We start from the raw sequence: 15,922 nt of genomic DNA, 5'->3' as shown, positions 1-15,922 counted from the left end.
GCTGGCGCGCCGATCCGCGCGTGGTGCTGGCCAAGGAGGCCTTCGGCCTCAGATACAACAGCGATTGCCGCGGCAGCGCCCTGTTCCGCCCGCGGCTGGGCAACGGTGGCCACGGCACCCCTCAGGTACCGGTGGACATGCCGACCTTCGACGAAGTGGTCGGCCCTGAACTCGCTGCCGCCAACTGGAACAGCTACCTGCTCAAGCGCTTCCGTCCGGGCGCGCTAAACGTCTACACCCTGCACGCCGAGGTGGAAGGCATCGCCTTCGCCGAGGACTTCCGCGCCCTGCTCAAGGCGGCGCGGGAGGAGGGCGTCCTGTTCCTGACCCTGGGCGACCGCCTGCCGGCCGATCCGCGCCAGTTGCCCGCCGGCAATCTGGTGCGCGGCAGCCTGGCCGGACGCCAGGGCTGGCTGGGCGTGCAGGCATGAGTCGGCGGCGCCTGTGGATGCTGCTGCCGCTGGCGCTGCTGGCCTATGCCTTGCCGCTGGCCTGGCGCGGCCTGTGGATTCCGGACGAGTCGCGCTATGCGCAGATCGCCCAGGAACTCTGGCGGCGTGGCGACTGGGTGGTGCCGCACTTCCTCGGCCTGCCGTATTTCGAGAAACCCATCGGCGGCTACTGGACCCAGGCCATCGCCCAGGCCTGGCTCGGTGATTCGCTGCTGAGCGTGCGCCTGGTGCCACTGCTGGCCAGTCTCGCCACCGCCGCCCTGGTGGCGCGCCTGACCCGGCTGATCTGGCAGGACCGCCCGCTGGCGCTGCTCGCCGGGGTGGTCTATCTCTCCTGCGTGGCCGTGGCGGGGCTGGCCACCTACGTCACCCTCGACGCCCAATTCGCCTTCTGGATGGCGTTGGCGCTGCTCGCCCTCTGGCAGGCCCAGGCCGCCGAAACCCGTAGCGCGGCCCTGGGCCAGTGGGCGCTGCTGGGACTGGCCTGTGGCTGCGGCCTGCTGACCAAGGGCTTTCTCGCCCTGGTGCTGCCGGTGCTGGTGGCCGTGCCCTTCTTCCTCCTGCAGCGGCGCCTGGGCGAGTTGCTCCGCCGCGGCCCCCTGGCGGTGCTGGTGGCGATCCTGGTGGTAGCGCCCTGGGCGCTGCTGGTGGCCCGGCGCGACGCGGATTTCTGGAATTTCTTCTTCTGGCACGAGCACATCCAGCGTTTCGCCGGCCAGGATGCCCAGCACGAGCGGCCGTTCTGGTTCTACGGCCCGGTGCTGCTGCTGGCCATCCTGCCCTGGGCCGGCCTCTTGCCGCGTACCCTGGGCCGGACCTGGCAGGAGCGCCGCCATGCCGGTACCGCCTTCCTCGGCATCGCCGTGGTCGGCCAGTTGCTGTTCTTCAGCTTCAGCCGCGGCAAGCTGCCCACCTACCTGCTGCCGACCCTGGCCGCCCTGGTGCCGCTGCTGGCGCGCACCCTGCTGGAGGCGGGCCGGCGCGACGCCACCGGCGCCCTGCGCCTGAACGGCCTGTGCAATCTGCTGCTGGGCCTGGCCGGCGTTGCCGCCCTGCTGATCTATGGCGGTCGCCTCTATGAGAGCGGCGAAGGCCTGACCCGCGCCCTGGCCCTGCTGGCGCCCCTGGCACTGCTGCTGGCCGGCCTGGCCACACTGGTCTGGCCGCGGCGCACCCTGCTGGCGCCGGCCCTGGCGCTCTGGATGCTGCTGCCGCTGCTGTCCATCGCCCTGCCCAACAGCCTGGTCGACAACAAGCTGCCGAGCAGCTTCATCCAGGCCCAGCTCGGTCATTTCAAGAATGCCGGCCTGCTGGTCAGCAACGACCTCGGCGTGGCCGCCAGCCTGGCCTGGGCCACTCACCGCGACGACGTGGTGCTGGTGGGCGGTCCGGGCGAGCTCAAGTACGGCTTCGCCCGCGAGCCGGCCAGCGGTCGCCTGATCGAAGAGCGCGACCTGGCCGCCTGGCTCGCCGCCCATCGCGACCAGGGTCCGGTGGCCATCCTCTTGCGGGTCGACGGTCCCAGCGATCGCCAGCTGCTCGACAGCCTGCCCGAGCCCGGCGAGAGCATCGCCAGCGAGCGCCTGGTGCTGCTGGTCTATCCGAGGCCGACCCCATGACCGCCCTCGACGGCCTGCTGATTGCCGTGGTGATCGGCCTCACCTGCGCCGGCCAACTGGGCCAGAAGCGCGCGGTGACTGCCGGCAATGCCCTGGCCGCACGACTGCGCTCGCCCTGGCTGTGGGGCGCCCTGGTCTGCCTGGGCCTGGCCCTGCTGGTCTGGTGCGCGGTGCTGCAGCGGGTGCCGGTGGGCGTCGCCTATCCCTTGCTCTCGCTCAACACCCTGGCGGTGACCCTGCTGGCCCGGCTGGTGTTCGGCGAGGCGGTGGATGCCCGCGCCTGGTGTGGCTGCCTGTGCATCGTCGCCGGCGCCGCGCTGCTGGGGGGCCAGCTATGAACGGCCTGTTGCCGCTCGGCCTGAGCATCCTGCTCACCACCCTCGCGCAACTGTCTCTGCGCGCCGCCCTGGTGCGGCTGCCGGCGATGGCCACCTGGCTGAGCACGCCGTCGGCGCTGTTCGGCGCGGCCGGGCTGCTGCTGGCCCTGGGCATCCTCTGCTATGGCCTGTCGCTGCTGGCCTGGCTGGCCGCCCTGGCGCGCCTGCCGCTGGGTCGCGCCTATGCGGCGCTCGGCCTCTCCTACGTCTTCGTCCACCTCGGAGCGGCCTGGCTGCCGGGCGCCGCCGAATCCTTCACCCCCTGGAAAACCCTGGGCGTCGCGCTGGTCGTGGCCGGCGTCGCCCTCGTCGGCGGGCCCCGCGCCAGCGCCGCTCCCACCCTGAGGAATACCCTATGAACATCAGCGTTTTCGGCATCGGCTACGTGGGTCTGGTGCAGGCCGCCGTGCTGGCGGAAGTCGGCCACCAGGTGGTGTGCATGGACATCGATCGCGCCAAGATCGACAAGCTCAAGCGCGGCGAGGTGACCCTCTATGAGCCGGGTCTGGAAGAGCTGGTGCGCAGCAACCTGGCTGCCGGGCGCCTGGTGTTCACCCACGAGGCCGCCGAGGCCGTGGCCCATGGCGCCGTGCAGTTCATCGCCGTCGGCACCCCGCCGGCCGCCGATGGCTCGGCCGATCTGTCCGCCGTCTTCGCCGTGGCCGAGACCATCGCCCGCCTGCGGCGCGAGCCGCTGATCGGCCAGCCGGTGTCCCGCGATCCGCTGCTGGTGGTGAACAAGTCCACCGTGCCGGTGGGCACCGGCGACCGTGTCCGCGCGCTGATCCACGAGGTGCTCGCCGAAGAGGGTCGCACCCTGCATGTGGAGGTGGTCTCCAATCCGGAATTCCTCAAGGAAGGCGCCGCCATCGCCGACTGCAAGAAGCCCGATCGCATCGTGGTGGGCACCGATTCGCCGGTGGCCCGCGACGTGATGCGCGAACTCTATGCGCCCTTCAACCGCAACCATGACCGCATCCAGTGCATGGACCTGCGCAGCGCCGAGCTGGCCAAGTACGCCGCCAACAGCCTCTTGGCGGTCAAGATCAGCTTCATCAACCAGATCGCCGAACTGGCCGAGCACGTCGGCGCCGACATCGAGGCCGTGCGCCAGGCCATCGGCGCCGATCCGCGTATCGGCCACCACTTCATCTATCCGGGCTGCGGCTACGGCGGCTCCTGCTTCCCCAAGGACCTGCAGGCGCTGATCCGCACCGGCGAGGAAAACGCCGTGGAGCTGGATCTGCTGCGCGCCGTGGAAGCCATCAACGTGCGCCAGAAGACCAAGCTGTTCGAGCGCATCAACACCTACTTCGACGGTGACCTGCGCGGCCGTACCTTCGCCCTCTGGGGGCTGGCCTTCAAACCCAACACCGACGACATGCGCGATGCGCCCAGCCGGGTGCTGATGGAGGCCCTCTGGGAGGCCGGCGCCAAGGTGCGCGCCTTCGATCCGGTGGCCATGGCCGAGGCCCAGCGCCTCTATGGCCACGACGAGCGCCTGGCGCTGATGGGCACCCCCGAGGCCGCCCTGGCCGGGGCCGATGCCCTGGTCATCTGCACCGAATGGCAGCAGTTCAAGGCACCGGACTTCGATCTGATCGCCCGCCAGCTCAACCAGCCGGTGATCTTCGACGGTCGCAACCTGTTCGATCCCGAGCGCATGGAGCGCCGCGGCATCGAATACTTCGCCATCGGGCGTGGCGCCGCCCTGGGCGGTCCCCAGGTCGCCCGCCGCGTGGATGCCGCCTGATGGTCTCGCCCATGCCCCTGACCCCACGCAGCGCGCCCCTCTACGCGCTGCCGGCGGCCAGTCGCCTGCGCCGCGAAAGCCTGCTGCTCGGGGTGGTCGCCACCCTGATGTTCACCCTCGGCATCTGGAACCAGGCGCCCCAGGGCTTCGACGGTCGCTGGGCGGTCTTCCTCGGCGAGATGTTTCGCCATGGCCCGTCCTTTTTCGCCACCACCTACGGCCAGCCCTATCCGGACTATCCCGGCACCGCCACCTGGCTGAGCTGGCTGGCCGCGCGGGTGATCGGCGCGCCCAATCACCTGGCCAACGTCCTGCCTACCGCCCTGGCCTCGGCCGCGGTGCTGGCGCTGACCTATCGCCTGCTGGCCGACACCCGCCGCGCCTGGGCGCTGCTCACGGTGCTGCTGGTGGCCCTGACCCCGCAATGGCTGGAAAAGGCCCGCGCGGTCTGCCTGGACCAACTGGTCGCCCTGGTGGTGCTGCTCTGCTTCTACCTGCTCCATAGCGCCGATCGCGACGGCCGCCCGCTGCGCCGTCTGCTGGTACTGCCGCTGTTCGCCCTGGGCTTCGCCATCCGCGGCCCGCTGGGGCTGATCGAGCCCTGTGGCGTGGTCTGCCTCTACTGGCTGGTGGTCGCCTGGGGCGAGCCGGCGCGGCGCACCCTCGCCGTGCAGCGCCTGCTGGGCTACGGCCTGGCCGGCCTGGCCTTGCTCGCCCTCGGCTGGTGGACGCTGATCCAGCTGGCCCATCACGAGGGCGGGGCGGACTTCGCCGCCGAGGTCTGGCACATGCAGGTCACTGGCCGACTGGACGAAAGCGGCAAGCCCTTCTGGTTCTATTTGCAGCTGGGGCTGTATCGCTATCTGCCGGTACTGCCGCTGGCGCTGCTGGTGCTGCTGGCCGAGCGCCGTCGTCTGCTGGCCTGGCCGCACACCGCCCAGCGCCGCCTGCTGCTGGGCCTCGCCGGGAGCGGTCTGCTGATCCTGGTCGGGTTGTCCATCCCGCACTTCAAGCGCGCCTACTATGTGGTGCCCATGGTGCCCTTCCTGGCCGCCATCGCCGCCCATGGCCTCCTGCGCGCCGAGGGCTGGTTCCGCCGGGTCGCGCCGCTCTACACAGCGCTGGTGCTGGCGCTGCCCGGGCTGGCGCTGGTGGCCATGCTGGTCTGTCGTCACCTCTGGCAGCGCCATGGCTACTGGCCGGATGTCTCCCTGGCATTGCTGGTACCGGTCTTCGTCGCCCTGCAGCTCGCCGCCCTGGTCAGCTGGCGCCGGCTGCACGGCAACCGCCGCCTGCTCACGCTGAGCGCCCTGGCGCTGGCGGCCCAGTGGCTGATGCTGGTCACGGTGGTGGAGCCGGCCCAGGACCTGCAGTACGACACCCGCGGCTTCGTCCAGCAGGTGGAGGGTCTGCGCCAGCAGCAGCCGGGCCCCCTGGTGTTCTTCGGCCTCGGTCAGGACAGCTGGGCGATCCGCTACATGATGAATCTGGACCACGACGAGCAGCCAATCTTCATCGCCCGGCCGCAGGTCGCGGACCTGGCGCACCTGCCGTCCGGCGCCTGGATCATCCTCGCCCGTGATGACCGTGAATTGCTGGCCAGCACCCCGCTGGCCGATCTCACCCCAGTGCTGGGTCGCCGCCTCAACGGCAATCCCTGTCTGGTGTATCGCCTGCCCTGAGGTACCCGGAGCCGCTCGCCCTAGCGGTCGGCTCCGGCTTCTCGCGACAACTCCAGGATGCGGTTGCGCCCCTGCTCGGCGACCAGGTAATGACCGTCGCTGCGGCGGATCAGGGTCTGCGCCGAGCGCAGGTGTGAGAGCACCGTGACCAGCTGGCCGTCGGGCTGCACCAGCAGCACCCGGGCGCCGTGGGTGGCGTCTTCGGTGATCCACAGGCCGTCGGCCGAGCACTGCACGAAGCCCGGCGCGTCGAGACCCGCGGCGACCAGGGTATCGGTACCCCCGGGCTGCCACTGCTTGACCCAGCCCTTGGCCTTTTCGGTATAGAACAGCCGGCCATCCGGGCAGCGCGCCACCCCTTCGCCTTCTTCCAGGCCGTCGCGCAGCACCGCCAGGCGGCGTTGCAGCGGGTCGTAGCTGAGCAGACGCCCGCGCGGCAGGTCCTCGATGGCATAGAGGGTCTGGCCATCGGTGGCGACGCCCTCGACGTCGTTGCCGTCGAACAGGGCCTGGCGCTGGCCATCGCGCAGGAGAAACACCGGCAGCGGCCCGCCTTCCTGGCTGACCACCAGGCCGCCCTGGAACATCACCAGGCCATCGGGCTTGGACAGTTCGCCCAGCACCGGCTGGCGTTCGCCGCTGGACAGCAGCCGCAGCAGGCTGCCGCGGCGACTGGAGAATTCCTGGGTGACGAACAGGCTGCCATCGGCATCCAGGGCCAGGGCGCTGACCATGGGGATGTCGGCGGCGAATTCCCGATAGCGCCAGCCCTCGGCCGCACTGACCGGATGGAAATGTCGCCAGGCCGGATAGGCGAAGCCCGCCGCCAGCACGGCGACGCCCAGCGCCAGACCCTGGCGCCAGCCCAGGCGCGGAACACGTCGCATGGCGACCTCTCGAGGTTGGATAATGACCCTGCAGTCTAGCGGCCCGCACGTGAAGATTCCGTCGCCGGCACCCCGGGTGAGGGTGCCGACGAGGCGGCGCCTCAGACGGTGAGGAAGGCCTCGGTCAGCTTGACCCAGTAACGCGCGCCCACCGGCAGCAGGGCGTCGTTGAAATCGTAGGCCGCGTTGTGCAGGTTGGCGCTCGGGCCATTGCCGACGAACAGGTAACAACCGGGCACCTGCTGCAGCATGTAGGCGAAGTCCTCGCTGGCCGGGATGGGCGCGAAGGGATGCAGGGCCTCGGCGCCGAAGTGCTCGACCGCCACCTGGCGGGCGAAGGCGGTGGGGCCGTCGTGGTTGACCAGCACCGGATAGCCGCGCTGGTAGTCCAGTTCGGCCGTGGCGCCGAAGCTTTCCGCCTGGGCGCGGACCAGGGCGCCGATACGCTGCTCCAGCAGGTCGCGGGTGCTGTCCTGGAAGGCGCGGATGGTGAGCTTCATCTCCACCGCATCGGGGATGACGTTGGAGGCCTCGCCGCCGTGGATGCTGCCCACGGTGATCACCGCGGTGTCCAGCGGCGCCACGTTGCGCGAGACCACGGTCTGCAGCGCCATCACCGTGGCCGCACTGGCGACGATGGGGTCGACGGCCTTGTCCGGCACCGCGCCGTGGCCGCCCTGGCCGCGGATGCGCAGGAGGGCGGTGTCGGACGAGGCCATGGCGGCGCCGTCGACGAAGCAGAACTTGCCGGTGGGCACACCGGGCATGTTGTGCAGGCCGAACACCTGGTCGCAGGGGAACAGCTCGAAGAGGCCGTCCTGCATCATCTTCAGGGCGCCGCCCAGGCCTTCCTCGGCCGGCTGGAAGATCAGGTGCAGGGTGCCGTCGAAGGCGCGGGTCTCGGCCAGGCAGCGGGCGGCGGTGAGCAGGGTGGTGGTGTGGCCGTCGTGACCGCAGGCATGCATGCGGCCCGGGTGCTGGCTGGCGTAGTCGAGCCCGGTGGTTTCCAGGATCGGCAGGGCGTCCATGTCGGCGCGGATGCCCAGCACCTTGCTGCCGCTGCCGGCGCGCAGGGTGCCAACCACCCCGGTGCCGCCCAGGCCGCGATGGACTTCGTAGCCCCAGCCCGCGAGGGCGGCGGCCACCAGGTCGCTGGTGCGCTGTTCCTGGTAACCCAGTTCGGGATGGCGGTGGATGTCGCGGCGCAGGGCGACCATTTCCGGCAGGTAGCCGGCGATATGACGGGCGGTGGCGTCTTGATCCGCAGCAGTGGCAAGGCTCATGGCGATCTCTCTCAATCCAGGTGGCGTTCGGGATAGCTCAGCAGTGCCAGCCATCCTATCAGCAGCATGACGATCAGGTACCAGGCCGGGGCGAGCGGGCTGCCGGTGGCCTCGATCAGCCAGGTGGCGATGAACTGGGCGGTGCCGCCGAACAGGGTCACCGCCAGGGCGTAGGTCATGGCCAGCCCCGTGGCGCGCACCGGCCGCGGCAGGCCGGCGAGGATCAGCAGCAGCCCGGCGGTCATGTTGACGCTCATGGCGGTGATCACCACGAAGCGGGCGGCGAAGGCCAGGCCCTGGGTGGTGGGGTCATTCAGCCAGACGAAGGCCGGGTAGATGCCCAGCAGGGCCACCGCCAGGCTGACCAGGGCCACCGGCTTGTAGCGCCCGAAGCGATCCAGCAGCAGCCCGGCGGCCAGGGCGGCGGCCATCTGCACGGCGCTGGAGGCCACCCCGGCCAGGTAGGCGCTGGTGGCCGGCAGGCCGACGATGCGGGTCATGTAGGTGGGCATGTAGAACTGCATCAGGTAGGTCAGCAGGGTCGCCGACATCACGATCAGCAGGCCCAGGCCGAAGCGCCGCGGATGCTCGCGCAGGAAGGCGCGCACCGGACCGCCCTCGACCGTGCCGGCGCCGCTCCAGGTCTCGTCCACCTGGCGGCGGATATAGAGGCCGACCGGAATGATCAGCAAGCCGACCAGGAAGGGGATGCGCCAGCCCCAGGCGTGCAGCTCGGCCTCGGACAGGCTGCGGGTGAGCAGGGCGCCCAGGGCGGCGCCGAGCAGGGCACTGCCGCCCTGGCTGATCACCTGCCAGCTGACATGGAAGCCGCGCCGGCCGGGACTGGCCGACTCCAGCAGCAGGGTGGTGGCGGCGCCGATCTCGCCGCCGGCGGAAAAGCCCTGCAGCAGGCGCCCCACGAGCAGGATCAGCGGCGCGGCAAGGCCGATCTGGGCATGGGTCGGGGTAAAGGCGATCAGGGCACTGCCCAGGCCCATCAGGGTGATGGTCAGCAGCATCGCCTGCTTGCGCCCGTGGCGATCGGCATAGGCGCCCAGCACCATGCTGCCCAGCGGCCGCATGACGAAGCCGACGCCAAACACCCCGACCGCCATCAGCAGGGAACCGTAGGGGGTGTCCGAGGGGAAGTAGAGCTGGCCGATGATGGCGGCGAAAAAGCTGAAGACGGTGAAGTCGAACATCTCCAGGCCGTTGCCGAGACTGGCCGCGGCGATCAGCTTGGCGCGCGAGGGCGTGGCGCCCGCGCTGGCGGGAGTGGCGTCGGCGGGGGAGGAGGACGTCGGAAGAGCCTGGGCCATGGTGCGTTCCTCTGCACTGAGATGAATGCTTAGCTATGCAAATGGTGGTCCGGCCCGCGAAGGCCGCGTGCCTGGGCGGTCGTGGCGGAGCCAGCGGCCAGGTCTGCGCCAGGGTGGTGCAGCGCAGGCTCCCTTGCAGCCTAGTCGAACCTGCCGGGGCGGCTGGCGCTGGCTCATAAATCCGTCACAATGCGCGCCTAGGCTCTGTACGAAAAATGCCTGCGCTCGGTGATGCTGCGTTAAAAATCAGCTCGGAATGCTCATTTACCCCTCGTAAACTCGTTCGCGAGCCCGGTCCGCTTCCTCACTGATTTTCGCCTTGCCTGACCTTCGCTCGGCGATCTTTCGTACAGAGCCTCGAGTGCCGGCTTGCGCCTGAGCGTCGCCGGCCCAGGCCCGTCTCCCATCCTCGCGAGGAATCCGGCATGGACATCAAAGGTCCGCTGACCGCTGTGGCGCTCGCCCTGGCGCTAGGTGGCACGACCGCTCGGGCCGAGGGCGTCGACCCGGCCATCCCCGCCTACCAGAAGGTCAGCGGAATCTCCGGCAATCTGTCGAGCGTGGGCTCCGACACCCTGGCCAACCTGGTCACGCTCTGGGCCGAGAGCTACAAGCGCCAGTATCCCAATCTCAATATCCAGATCCAGGCGGCCGGCTCGTCCACCGCGCCGCCGGCGCTCACCGAGGGCACCGCCGCCATCGGCCCCATGAGTCGCAAGATGAAGGACGCCGAACTCCAGGCCTTCGAGCAGCGTTTCGGCTACCAGCCCACCGCGGTGCCGGTGGCCATCGATGCCCTGGCGATCTTCGTCAACAAGGACAATCCGCTGCGCCAGCTGACCCTGGAACAGGTCGACGCGATCTTTTCCAGCACCCGGCTCTGCGGTGGTCCGCACGAACTCAAGACCTGGGGCGACCTGGGCCTGACCGGCGACTGGGCCAAGCGCCCGATCCAGCGCTTCGGCCGCAATTCGGTGTCGGGCACCTACGGCTACTTCAAGGAAGCGGCGCTGTGCCGTGGCGACTTCCGCGCCAACGTCAACGAACAGCCGGGCTCGGCCTCGGTGGTCCAGGCCATCAGCCAGTCCCTGGGGGGCATCGGCTACTCCGGCATCGGCTACCAGACCGCCAGCGTCCATACCCTGGCGCTGGCCCGCCAGGGCACCACCGACTTCGTCGCGGACAACCAGGAGAACACCCTGTCCGGGCGCTATCCCCTGGCGCGCTATCTCTACGTCTATGTGAACAAGGCGCCCAATCGCCCGCTCAACCCCCTGGAAGGAGAATTCCTGCGGCTGATCCTCTCGCGCAGCGGCCAGGAGGCCGTGGTCAAGGATGGCTATATCCCCTTGCCGGCAGCGGTGGTGCAACAGGCCCTGAAGACCCTGGGCTACTGAGTGCCCAGAGACCCTGCGCCCGCGTCGGGCGTAGCGTCTCTGGCCGCCCATTCGCTGTAACCTTTCTGTCACACGACGTGATTAGGCTCTGCGCCATGATATCCCCGGTACCCCCGTCCCCGCCCGATCCTCGCGGCCCTGCTCGGCTGGACTTCAACACGCCTGCACTACGCCGGCGGCGGCGCTGGCGGGCCCTGCAGGATCGCCTGATACGGGGCTCGGTGCTGGCCGGTGGGCTGGCCGTGCTGGCCACCATCACCCTGATCTTCTTCTATCTGGCCTATGTGGTGCTGCCGCTGCTGCGTGGCGCCAGTCTGGAAGCCCAGCCGCTGCCCCAGCCCGACTGGCTGGCGGCCGCCGGGGTGCCGCTGCTGCTGGGCATCGACGAGCAGAATCGCCTCGGCCTGCATCTTTCCCGGGCCGGCGAGGCCACCTTCTTCACCCTGGCCGACGGCCAGCCGGTCATGCGCGAGCGTCTGCCGCTGCCGCCCGGTGTCACCATCAGCAGCCAGGCCCAGGACGCCCCCCGCGGACTGATCGCCCTGGGCCTGTCCGATGGCCGCGTGCTGGTGGCGCACAAGCGCTATGTCTCCCGCTATCCCCAGGGCACCCGGGTCATCACCCCGGAACTGGACTTTCCCTACGGGCGCGAGCCGCTGGACCTGGGCGCCGCTCGTACGGCCCTGGAGCGGGTCGCCATCGCCGGTGACGAGGACCTGCTGGTGCTGGCCGGCGCCCAGGGCAATCGGGTGACGGCCCTGCGCCTGGCCGGGCTGGCCGCGCCGGTGACCGGTGGCGCGGCCGTTCCCGTGCGTACCTCGCTCACCCTCGGGCCGCTCAACGCCGCGGCCAAGGCGCTCTACCTCGATCCCCGCGGTCGCTGGCTCTATGCCCTCAATGGCCGCGCCCAGGCGGATGTCTTCGACCTGCGCGACGGCAGTCTCAATGGCCACTACAAGCTGCTCGACGCAGCCGACGACGAGGTCACCGCCAGCGCCCAGCTGCTGGGCGGCGTGTCGCTGCTGGTGGGTACCGCCAAGGGTGGCATCGGCCAGTGGTTCATGGTCCGCGGCCAGGACGGCGAACCGGTGCTGAGGCCTATCCGCAGCTTCCAGCTGGGCAGCGCGCCCATCGTCCAGCTGGTGCCGGAGCAGCGGCGCAAGGGCTTCGTGGCGCTGGATGCCACGGGCGAACTGGGGGTCTTCCACAGCACCGCCGGGCGCACCCTGCTGCGCGAGCAGATCGCTCCCGCCGCCGGGGTGCTGGCGCTGTCGCCGCGCGCCGATCGGCTGTTGCTGGAGGAAAATGGCCGGCTGCTCGGCTTCCGCCTGGACAATCCGCACCCGGAAGTCTCCTGGTCGGCGCTGTGGGGCAAGGTCTGGTACGAAAATTACGAAGCCCCGGCGCGGGTCTGGCAATCCAGCGCCGCCACCGCGGACTTCGAACCCAAGCTAAGCCTGGCGCCGCTGACCTTCGGCACCCTCAAGGCGGCCTTCTACGCCATGCTGTTCGCCGCCCCCCTGGCCATCGCCGCGGCGGTCTATACCGCCTACTTCATGGCGCCGCGCATGAGGCGTACGGTCAAGCCGGTCATCGAGCTGATGGAGGCGCTGCCCACGGTGATCCTCGGCTTCTTCGCCGGGCTGTTCCTCGCGCCCTTCGTGGAAAATCACCTGCCGGGGCTGTTCAGCCTGCTGCTGCTCCTGCCGCTGGCGATCTTCGCCGCGGGCTTTGGCTGGTCGCGCCTGCCGCTGAGTCTGCGCGAGCGCATCCCGGAAGGCTGGGAAAGCCTGCTGCTGTTGCCGGTGGTGCTGCTGACCACCGCCCTGGCGCTGTGGCTCAGTCCCTGGCTGGAAACCCTGCTGTTCGCCGGCGACCTGCGCCTCTGGCTGAGCCAGACCCTGGGCATCGCCTACGACCAGCGCAACGCCCTGATCATCGGCCTGGCCATGGGCTTCGCGGTCATTCCCAACATCTTCTCCATCGCCGAAGACGCCATCTACAGCGTGCCGCGCAGCCTGACCCTGGGCTCCCTGGCACTGGGCGCCACCCCCTGGCAGACCCTGGTGCGGGTGGTGCTGCTCACCGCCAGCCCGGGGATCTTCTCGGCGCTGATGATCGGCCTGGGCCGCGCCGTGGGCGAGACCATGATCGTGCTCATGGCCACCGGCAACACCCCGATCATGGATGCCAACCTGTTCGAGGGCATGCGCACCCTGGCGGCCAACATCGCCGTGGAGATGCCCGAATCCGAGGTGGGCGGCACCCATTACCGGCTGCTGTTCCTGGCCGCGCTGGTACTGCTCAGCTTCACCTTCCTGATGAACACCCTGGCCGAACTGATCCGCCAGCGGCTGAGGAAAAAATATGCGGCCCTCTAGCGCCGGCGCGCCGCAACAGCGGGGCATCGGGCAGCGGCGCGCCCTGGGCGCCTGGCTGGGGGGCGGCGCGCCCGGGATCTGGCTCAGCGCCGGCGCCGTGGCCATCGCCGTGCTCATGACCCTGGGCCTGATCGGCATCCTCGCCGTGCGCGGCCTGGCGCACTTCTGGCCGGCCGAGGTGGTGCAGGCGCGCTACACGCCGCCGGGCCTGGAATCGCGCCTGGTGCTCGGCCAGGTGGTGGAGCAGGAGACGATACCGGCCGAGCGGCTGCGCAGCGCCGGGGTGACCCTGCCGCCGGACAGCGGCGAAACCCTGACCCGCGAACTCTTCAAGCTGGGCAATCGCGACCTCTATGGCGGCGACTTCGTCTGGCTGGTCGGCGACTGGCTGCGCGATCGCCAGACCCCGGCCGACGCCCTGGTGCTGGAGCGCCGCGAATGGGGCAACTTCTACGGCTATGCACTGGAGGTGCGCGAAGCGGGGCGCCAGGTGGCCAAGGGCGCCGCGGCGGTGCCCGAACTGCAGCGTCGCCTGCTGCGCACCCGCGACCTGAGCGAGCAGCTGGAGCGTCTGGAGAAACAGGACATCGGCAGCGTCAACTACGCCCTGGAGCGGCTGCGCCTGGGGGGCCGCGGCCTGGAGCTGGACGGCCGTCTCGACGCCACCGCCCAGGCCGATCTCGCCGCCCGCCGCGCCGAGCTCGAAGCCCGTTACGGCGAGCTGGAGGACCAGCTGGCCAGCCTGCGCCAGGAGCGTCGCCGTGACAGCGTGGTGCTGCGCGACGTCGAGGGCCGCACCCTGGAACTCAATCTCGCGCGCATCGTGCGCGCCTACCAGCCCAACGCCATGGGCCTGGGTGCCAAGCTCGGCTTCTATGGCAGCAAGCTGTGGGAATTTCTCAGTGCCGATCCGCGCGAGGCCAACACCGAGGGTGGCGTCTTCCCGGCCATCTTCGGCACCGTGATGATGACCCTGCTGATGGCGGTGATCGTCACCCCCTTCGGCGTCATCGCCGCCATCTACCTGCGCGAATACGCCCGCCAGGGTCCGCTGACCCGCACCATCCGCATCGCCGTCAACAACCTCGCCGGGGTACCGGCCATCGTCTATGGCGTCTTCGGCCTGGGCTTCTTCGTCTATGTGCTCGGCGGTTCCCTGGACCAGCTGTTCTTCCAGGCCAGCCTGCCGACGCCGACCTTTGGCACCCCGGGGCTGCTGTGGGCTTCGCTGACCCTGGCGATCCTCGCCGTGCCGGTGGTGATCGTCGCCACCGAAGAGGGCCTGGCGCGCATCCCCCGCAGCATCCGCGAGGGCTCCCTGGCGCTGGGCGCGACCCAGGCCGAAACGCTGTGGAAGGTGGTGCTGCCGCTGGCCAGCCCGGCGCTGATGACCGGGCTCATCCTCGCCGTAGCCCGCGCCGCCGGCGAGGTGGCGCCGCTGATGCTGGTGGGGGTGGTCAAGCTGGCGCCCGCGCTGCCGCTGGACGGCAACTACCCCTATCTGCACCTGGATCAGAAGATCATGCACCTGGGCTTCCACATCTATGACGTCGGCTTCCAGAGCCCCAACGTGGAAGCCGCCCGCCCGCTGGTCTATGCCACCGCGCTGCTGCTGGTGCTGGTGATCGCCGGGCTGAACCTGTCCGCCGTGTTCCTGCGCAACCGGCTGCGCGAAAAATACCGGCTGCTGGAAGAATAGTATGGTCCTTCAGAAGTTGACTACACGATTTTGGCGGCGCTTTTTCGGCGTGGACGGCGTTGCCACTCCTCGCCATAGCCCTGCTATGACTCGTCACGGCGCCTGGCCCCCATCGGAGCGCCGAACCGCCAAAAATCACTCGCCAAATCTCGTGCGAACTTCTGAAGCGCCACACTAGCGCCCGCGGCCGAGGAGACCCCATGCCTTCCGATTCCTCCATCTTCAGAACTGCCGCCGCCTACGCGGCCAGCGCCCAGCCTGCGGCGAGCGAAGGTGGCGTGGCCCTGTCGGTGCCGCGGCTCAATCTGTTCTACGGCAAGAAGCAGGTCTTGCAGGACATCGCCCTGGAGATCCCGCGCCAGCGGGTCACCGCCTTCATCGGCCCCAGCGGTTGCGGCAAGTCGACCCTGCTGCGCTGCTTCAATCGCCTGAACGACCTGGTGGAAGACTGCCGCATCGACGGCGAGATCCTGCTCGACGGCCAGAACATCTATGCCCGCGGCACCGAGATCGCCGAGTTGCGGCGGCGGGTGGGCATGGTGTTCCAGAAGCCCAATCCCTTTCCCAAGAGCATCTACGAGAACGTGGTCTACGGCCTGCGCATCCAGGGCATCAAGCAGAAGCGGGTGCTCGACGAGGCGGTGGAGTGGGCGCTGCATGGCGCGGCGCTGTGGGAAGAGGTCAAGGACCGCCTGCACGAGTCGGCCCTGGGGCTCTCCGGCGGCCAGCAGCAGCGCCTGGTGATCGCCCGCACCATCGCCGTGCAGCCCGATGTGCTGCTGCTCGACGAACCCTGCTCGGCGCTGGACCCCATCTCCACCCTCAAGGTGGAAGAGCTGATCCACGAACTGAAACAGCGCTACACCATCGTCATCGTCACCCACAACATGCAGCAGGCAGCGCGGGTGTCCGACTACACCGCCTTCATGTACATGGGCCAGCTGGTCGAACACGGCGATACCGACACCCTCTTCACCAATCCGGCAAAGCGGCAGACCGAAGACTACATCACCGGCCGCTACGGCTAGTTCCAGGCAGGCCGGTGCCCCACCCGGCGACTCGCTCCTCTCAGG

Annotated in this window: 12 protein-coding genes and 1 pseudogene; 10 read left to right on the top strand and 3 right to left on the bottom strand. The window is 69.6% G+C overall.

The window, feature by feature from the left end:
- The 6 genes and pseudogenes from PVZ72_RS17735 to PVZ72_RS17710 form a co-directional block, all read left to right on the top strand.
- A pseudogene (locus PVZ72_RS17735) lies at positions 1–431 on the top strand (4-deoxy-4-formamido-L-arabinose-phosphoundecaprenol deformylase); the annotation flags it as partial.
- Positions 428–2,071, top strand: a complete 1,644-nt coding sequence (gene arnT, locus PVZ72_RS17730; RefSeq protein ID WP_273862599.1) for a lipid IV(A) 4-amino-4-deoxy-L-arabinosyltransferase — start codon at positions 428–430, stop codon at positions 2,069–2,071. The pseudogene PVZ72_RS17735 and the gene arnT, both read left to right, overlap by 4 nt.
- Positions 2,068–2,409: an EamA family transporter gene (locus PVZ72_RS17725; RefSeq protein WP_133860354.1), complete on the top strand. Its 342-nt coding sequence runs from the start codon at positions 2,068–2,070 to the stop codon at positions 2,407–2,409. The genes arnT and PVZ72_RS17725 overlap by 4 nt, the downstream gene beginning before the upstream one ends.
- Positions 2,406–2,807 carry a 4-amino-4-deoxy-L-arabinose-phosphoundecaprenol flippase subunit ArnF gene (arnF, locus tag PVZ72_RS17720; protein WP_017639274.1) on the top strand — a complete coding sequence of 134 codons (402 nt, stop codon included), beginning with the start codon at positions 2,406–2,408 and terminating at the stop codon, positions 2,805–2,807. The genes PVZ72_RS17725 and arnF overlap by 4 nt, the downstream gene beginning before the upstream one ends.
- Complete coding sequence (locus PVZ72_RS17715; RefSeq protein WP_133860355.1) at positions 2,804–4,201, top strand: UDP-glucose dehydrogenase family protein; 1,398 nt, start codon at positions 2,804–2,806, stop codon at positions 4,199–4,201. Before arnF ends, PVZ72_RS17715 begins: the two co-directional genes overlap by 4 nt.
- Positions 4,201–5,883 carry a glycosyltransferase family 39 protein gene (locus PVZ72_RS17710; protein ID WP_187980838.1) on the top strand — a complete coding sequence of 561 codons (1,683 nt, stop codon included), beginning with the start codon at positions 4,201–4,203 and terminating at the stop codon, positions 5,881–5,883. The genes PVZ72_RS17715 and PVZ72_RS17710 overlap by 1 nt, the downstream gene beginning before the upstream one ends.
- 20 nt (positions 5,884–5,903) lie before the next feature.
- Here the strand turns inward: PVZ72_RS17710 and PVZ72_RS17705 are convergent, their stop codons facing one another.
- The 3 genes from PVZ72_RS17705 to PVZ72_RS17695 all read right to left on the bottom strand — a co-directional run bounded on the left by PVZ72_RS17705 (position 5,904) and on the right by PVZ72_RS17695 (position 9,372).
- On the bottom strand, positions 5,904–6,770 hold the full coding sequence (locus tag PVZ72_RS17705) for a hypothetical protein (protein WP_273862598.1): 867 nt from the start codon (positions 6,768–6,770) through the stop codon (positions 5,904–5,906).
- Between the two features lie 101 nt (positions 6,771–6,871).
- Positions 6,872–8,053 (bottom strand): M20 aminoacylase family protein, encoded by a 1,182-nt coding sequence (locus PVZ72_RS17700; protein WP_187980840.1) that lies wholly within the window; start codon positions 8,051–8,053, stop codon positions 6,872–6,874.
- An 11-nt stretch (positions 8,054–8,064) separates the two neighbouring features.
- Positions 8,065–9,372 (bottom strand): MFS transporter, encoded by a 1,308-nt coding sequence (locus tag PVZ72_RS17695; RefSeq protein ID WP_133860359.1) that lies wholly within the window; start codon positions 9,370–9,372, stop codon positions 8,065–8,067.
- Positions 9,373–9,797: 425 nt separating this feature from the next.
- Here PVZ72_RS17695 and PVZ72_RS17690 point away from each other — a divergent pair, with 425 nt between their 5' ends.
- The 4 genes from PVZ72_RS17690 (at position 9,798) to pstB (ending at position 15,877) form a co-directional block, all read left to right on the top strand.
- Positions 9,798–10,769 carry a PstS family phosphate ABC transporter substrate-binding protein gene (locus PVZ72_RS17690; RefSeq protein ID WP_133860360.1) on the top strand — a complete coding sequence of 324 codons (972 nt, stop codon included), beginning with the start codon at positions 9,798–9,800 and terminating at the stop codon, positions 10,767–10,769.
- 95 nt (positions 10,770–10,864) lie between these two features.
- Positions 10,865–13,150: an ABC transporter permease subunit gene (locus tag PVZ72_RS17685; protein WP_273862597.1), complete on the top strand. Its 2,286-nt coding sequence runs from the start codon at positions 10,865–10,867 to the stop codon at positions 13,148–13,150.
- Complete coding sequence (gene pstA / locus PVZ72_RS17680; RefSeq protein WP_443218255.1) at positions 13,137–14,849, top strand: phosphate ABC transporter permease PstA; 1,713 nt, start codon at positions 13,137–13,139, stop codon at positions 14,847–14,849. The genes PVZ72_RS17685 and pstA overlap by 14 nt, the downstream gene beginning before the upstream one ends.
- A 200-nt stretch (positions 14,850–15,049) precedes the next feature.
- A complete protein-coding gene (gene pstB / locus PVZ72_RS17675) occupies positions 15,050–15,877 on the top strand; it encodes a phosphate ABC transporter ATP-binding protein PstB (protein WP_133860362.1) in 828 nt (275 codons plus the stop codon).
- The last annotated feature ends 45 nt before the right edge of the window (positions 15,878–15,922 follow it).

The organism is Pseudomonas sp. LA5 (genome assembly GCF_028640825.1).
In the GTDB taxonomy this organism is placed as follows: domain Bacteria; phylum Pseudomonadota; class Gammaproteobacteria; order Pseudomonadales; family Pseudomonadaceae; genus Chryseomonas; species Chryseomonas aestiva.
Note: the sequence above shows the minus strand (reverse complement) of the source record. Positions and strands in the feature narration are given on the sequence as shown.

Coding starts and splice junctions, on each gene's coding strand:
- arnT (WP_273862599.1), top strand. CDS start 428: ATGAGTCGGCGGCGCCTGTGGATGCTGCTGCCGCTGGCGCTGCTGGCC.
- PVZ72_RS17725 (WP_133860354.1), top strand. CDS start 2,068: ATGACCGCCCTCGACGGCCTGCTGATTGCCGTGGTGATCGGCCTCACC.
- arnF (WP_017639274.1), top strand. CDS start 2,406: ATGAACGGCCTGTTGCCGCTCGGCCTGAGCATCCTGCTCACCACCCTC.
- PVZ72_RS17715 (WP_133860355.1), top strand. CDS start 2,804: ATGAACATCAGCGTTTTCGGCATCGGCTACGTGGGTCTGGTGCAGGCC.
- PVZ72_RS17710 (WP_187980838.1), top strand. CDS start 4,201: ATGGTCTCGCCCATGCCCCTGACCCCACGCAGCGCGCCCCTCTACGCG.
- PVZ72_RS17705 (WP_273862598.1), bottom strand. CDS start 6,770: ATGCGACGTGTTCCGCGCCTGGGCTGGCGCCAGGGTCTGGCGCTGGGC.
- PVZ72_RS17700 (WP_187980840.1), bottom strand. CDS start 8,053: ATGAGCCTTGCCACTGCTGCGGATCAAGACGCCACCGCCCGTCATATC.
- PVZ72_RS17695 (WP_133860359.1), bottom strand. CDS start 9,372: ATGGCCCAGGCTCTTCCGACGTCCTCCTCCCCCGCCGACGCCACTCCC.
- PVZ72_RS17690 (WP_133860360.1), top strand. CDS start 9,798: ATGGACATCAAAGGTCCGCTGACCGCTGTGGCGCTCGCCCTGGCGCTA.
- PVZ72_RS17685 (WP_273862597.1), top strand. CDS start 10,865: ATGATATCCCCGGTACCCCCGTCCCCGCCCGATCCTCGCGGCCCTGCT.
- pstA (WP_443218255.1), top strand. CDS start 13,137: ATGCGGCCCTCTAGCGCCGGCGCGCCGCAACAGCGGGGCATCGGGCAG.
- pstB (WP_133860362.1), top strand. CDS start 15,050: ATGCCTTCCGATTCCTCCATCTTCAGAACTGCCGCCGCCTACGCGGCC.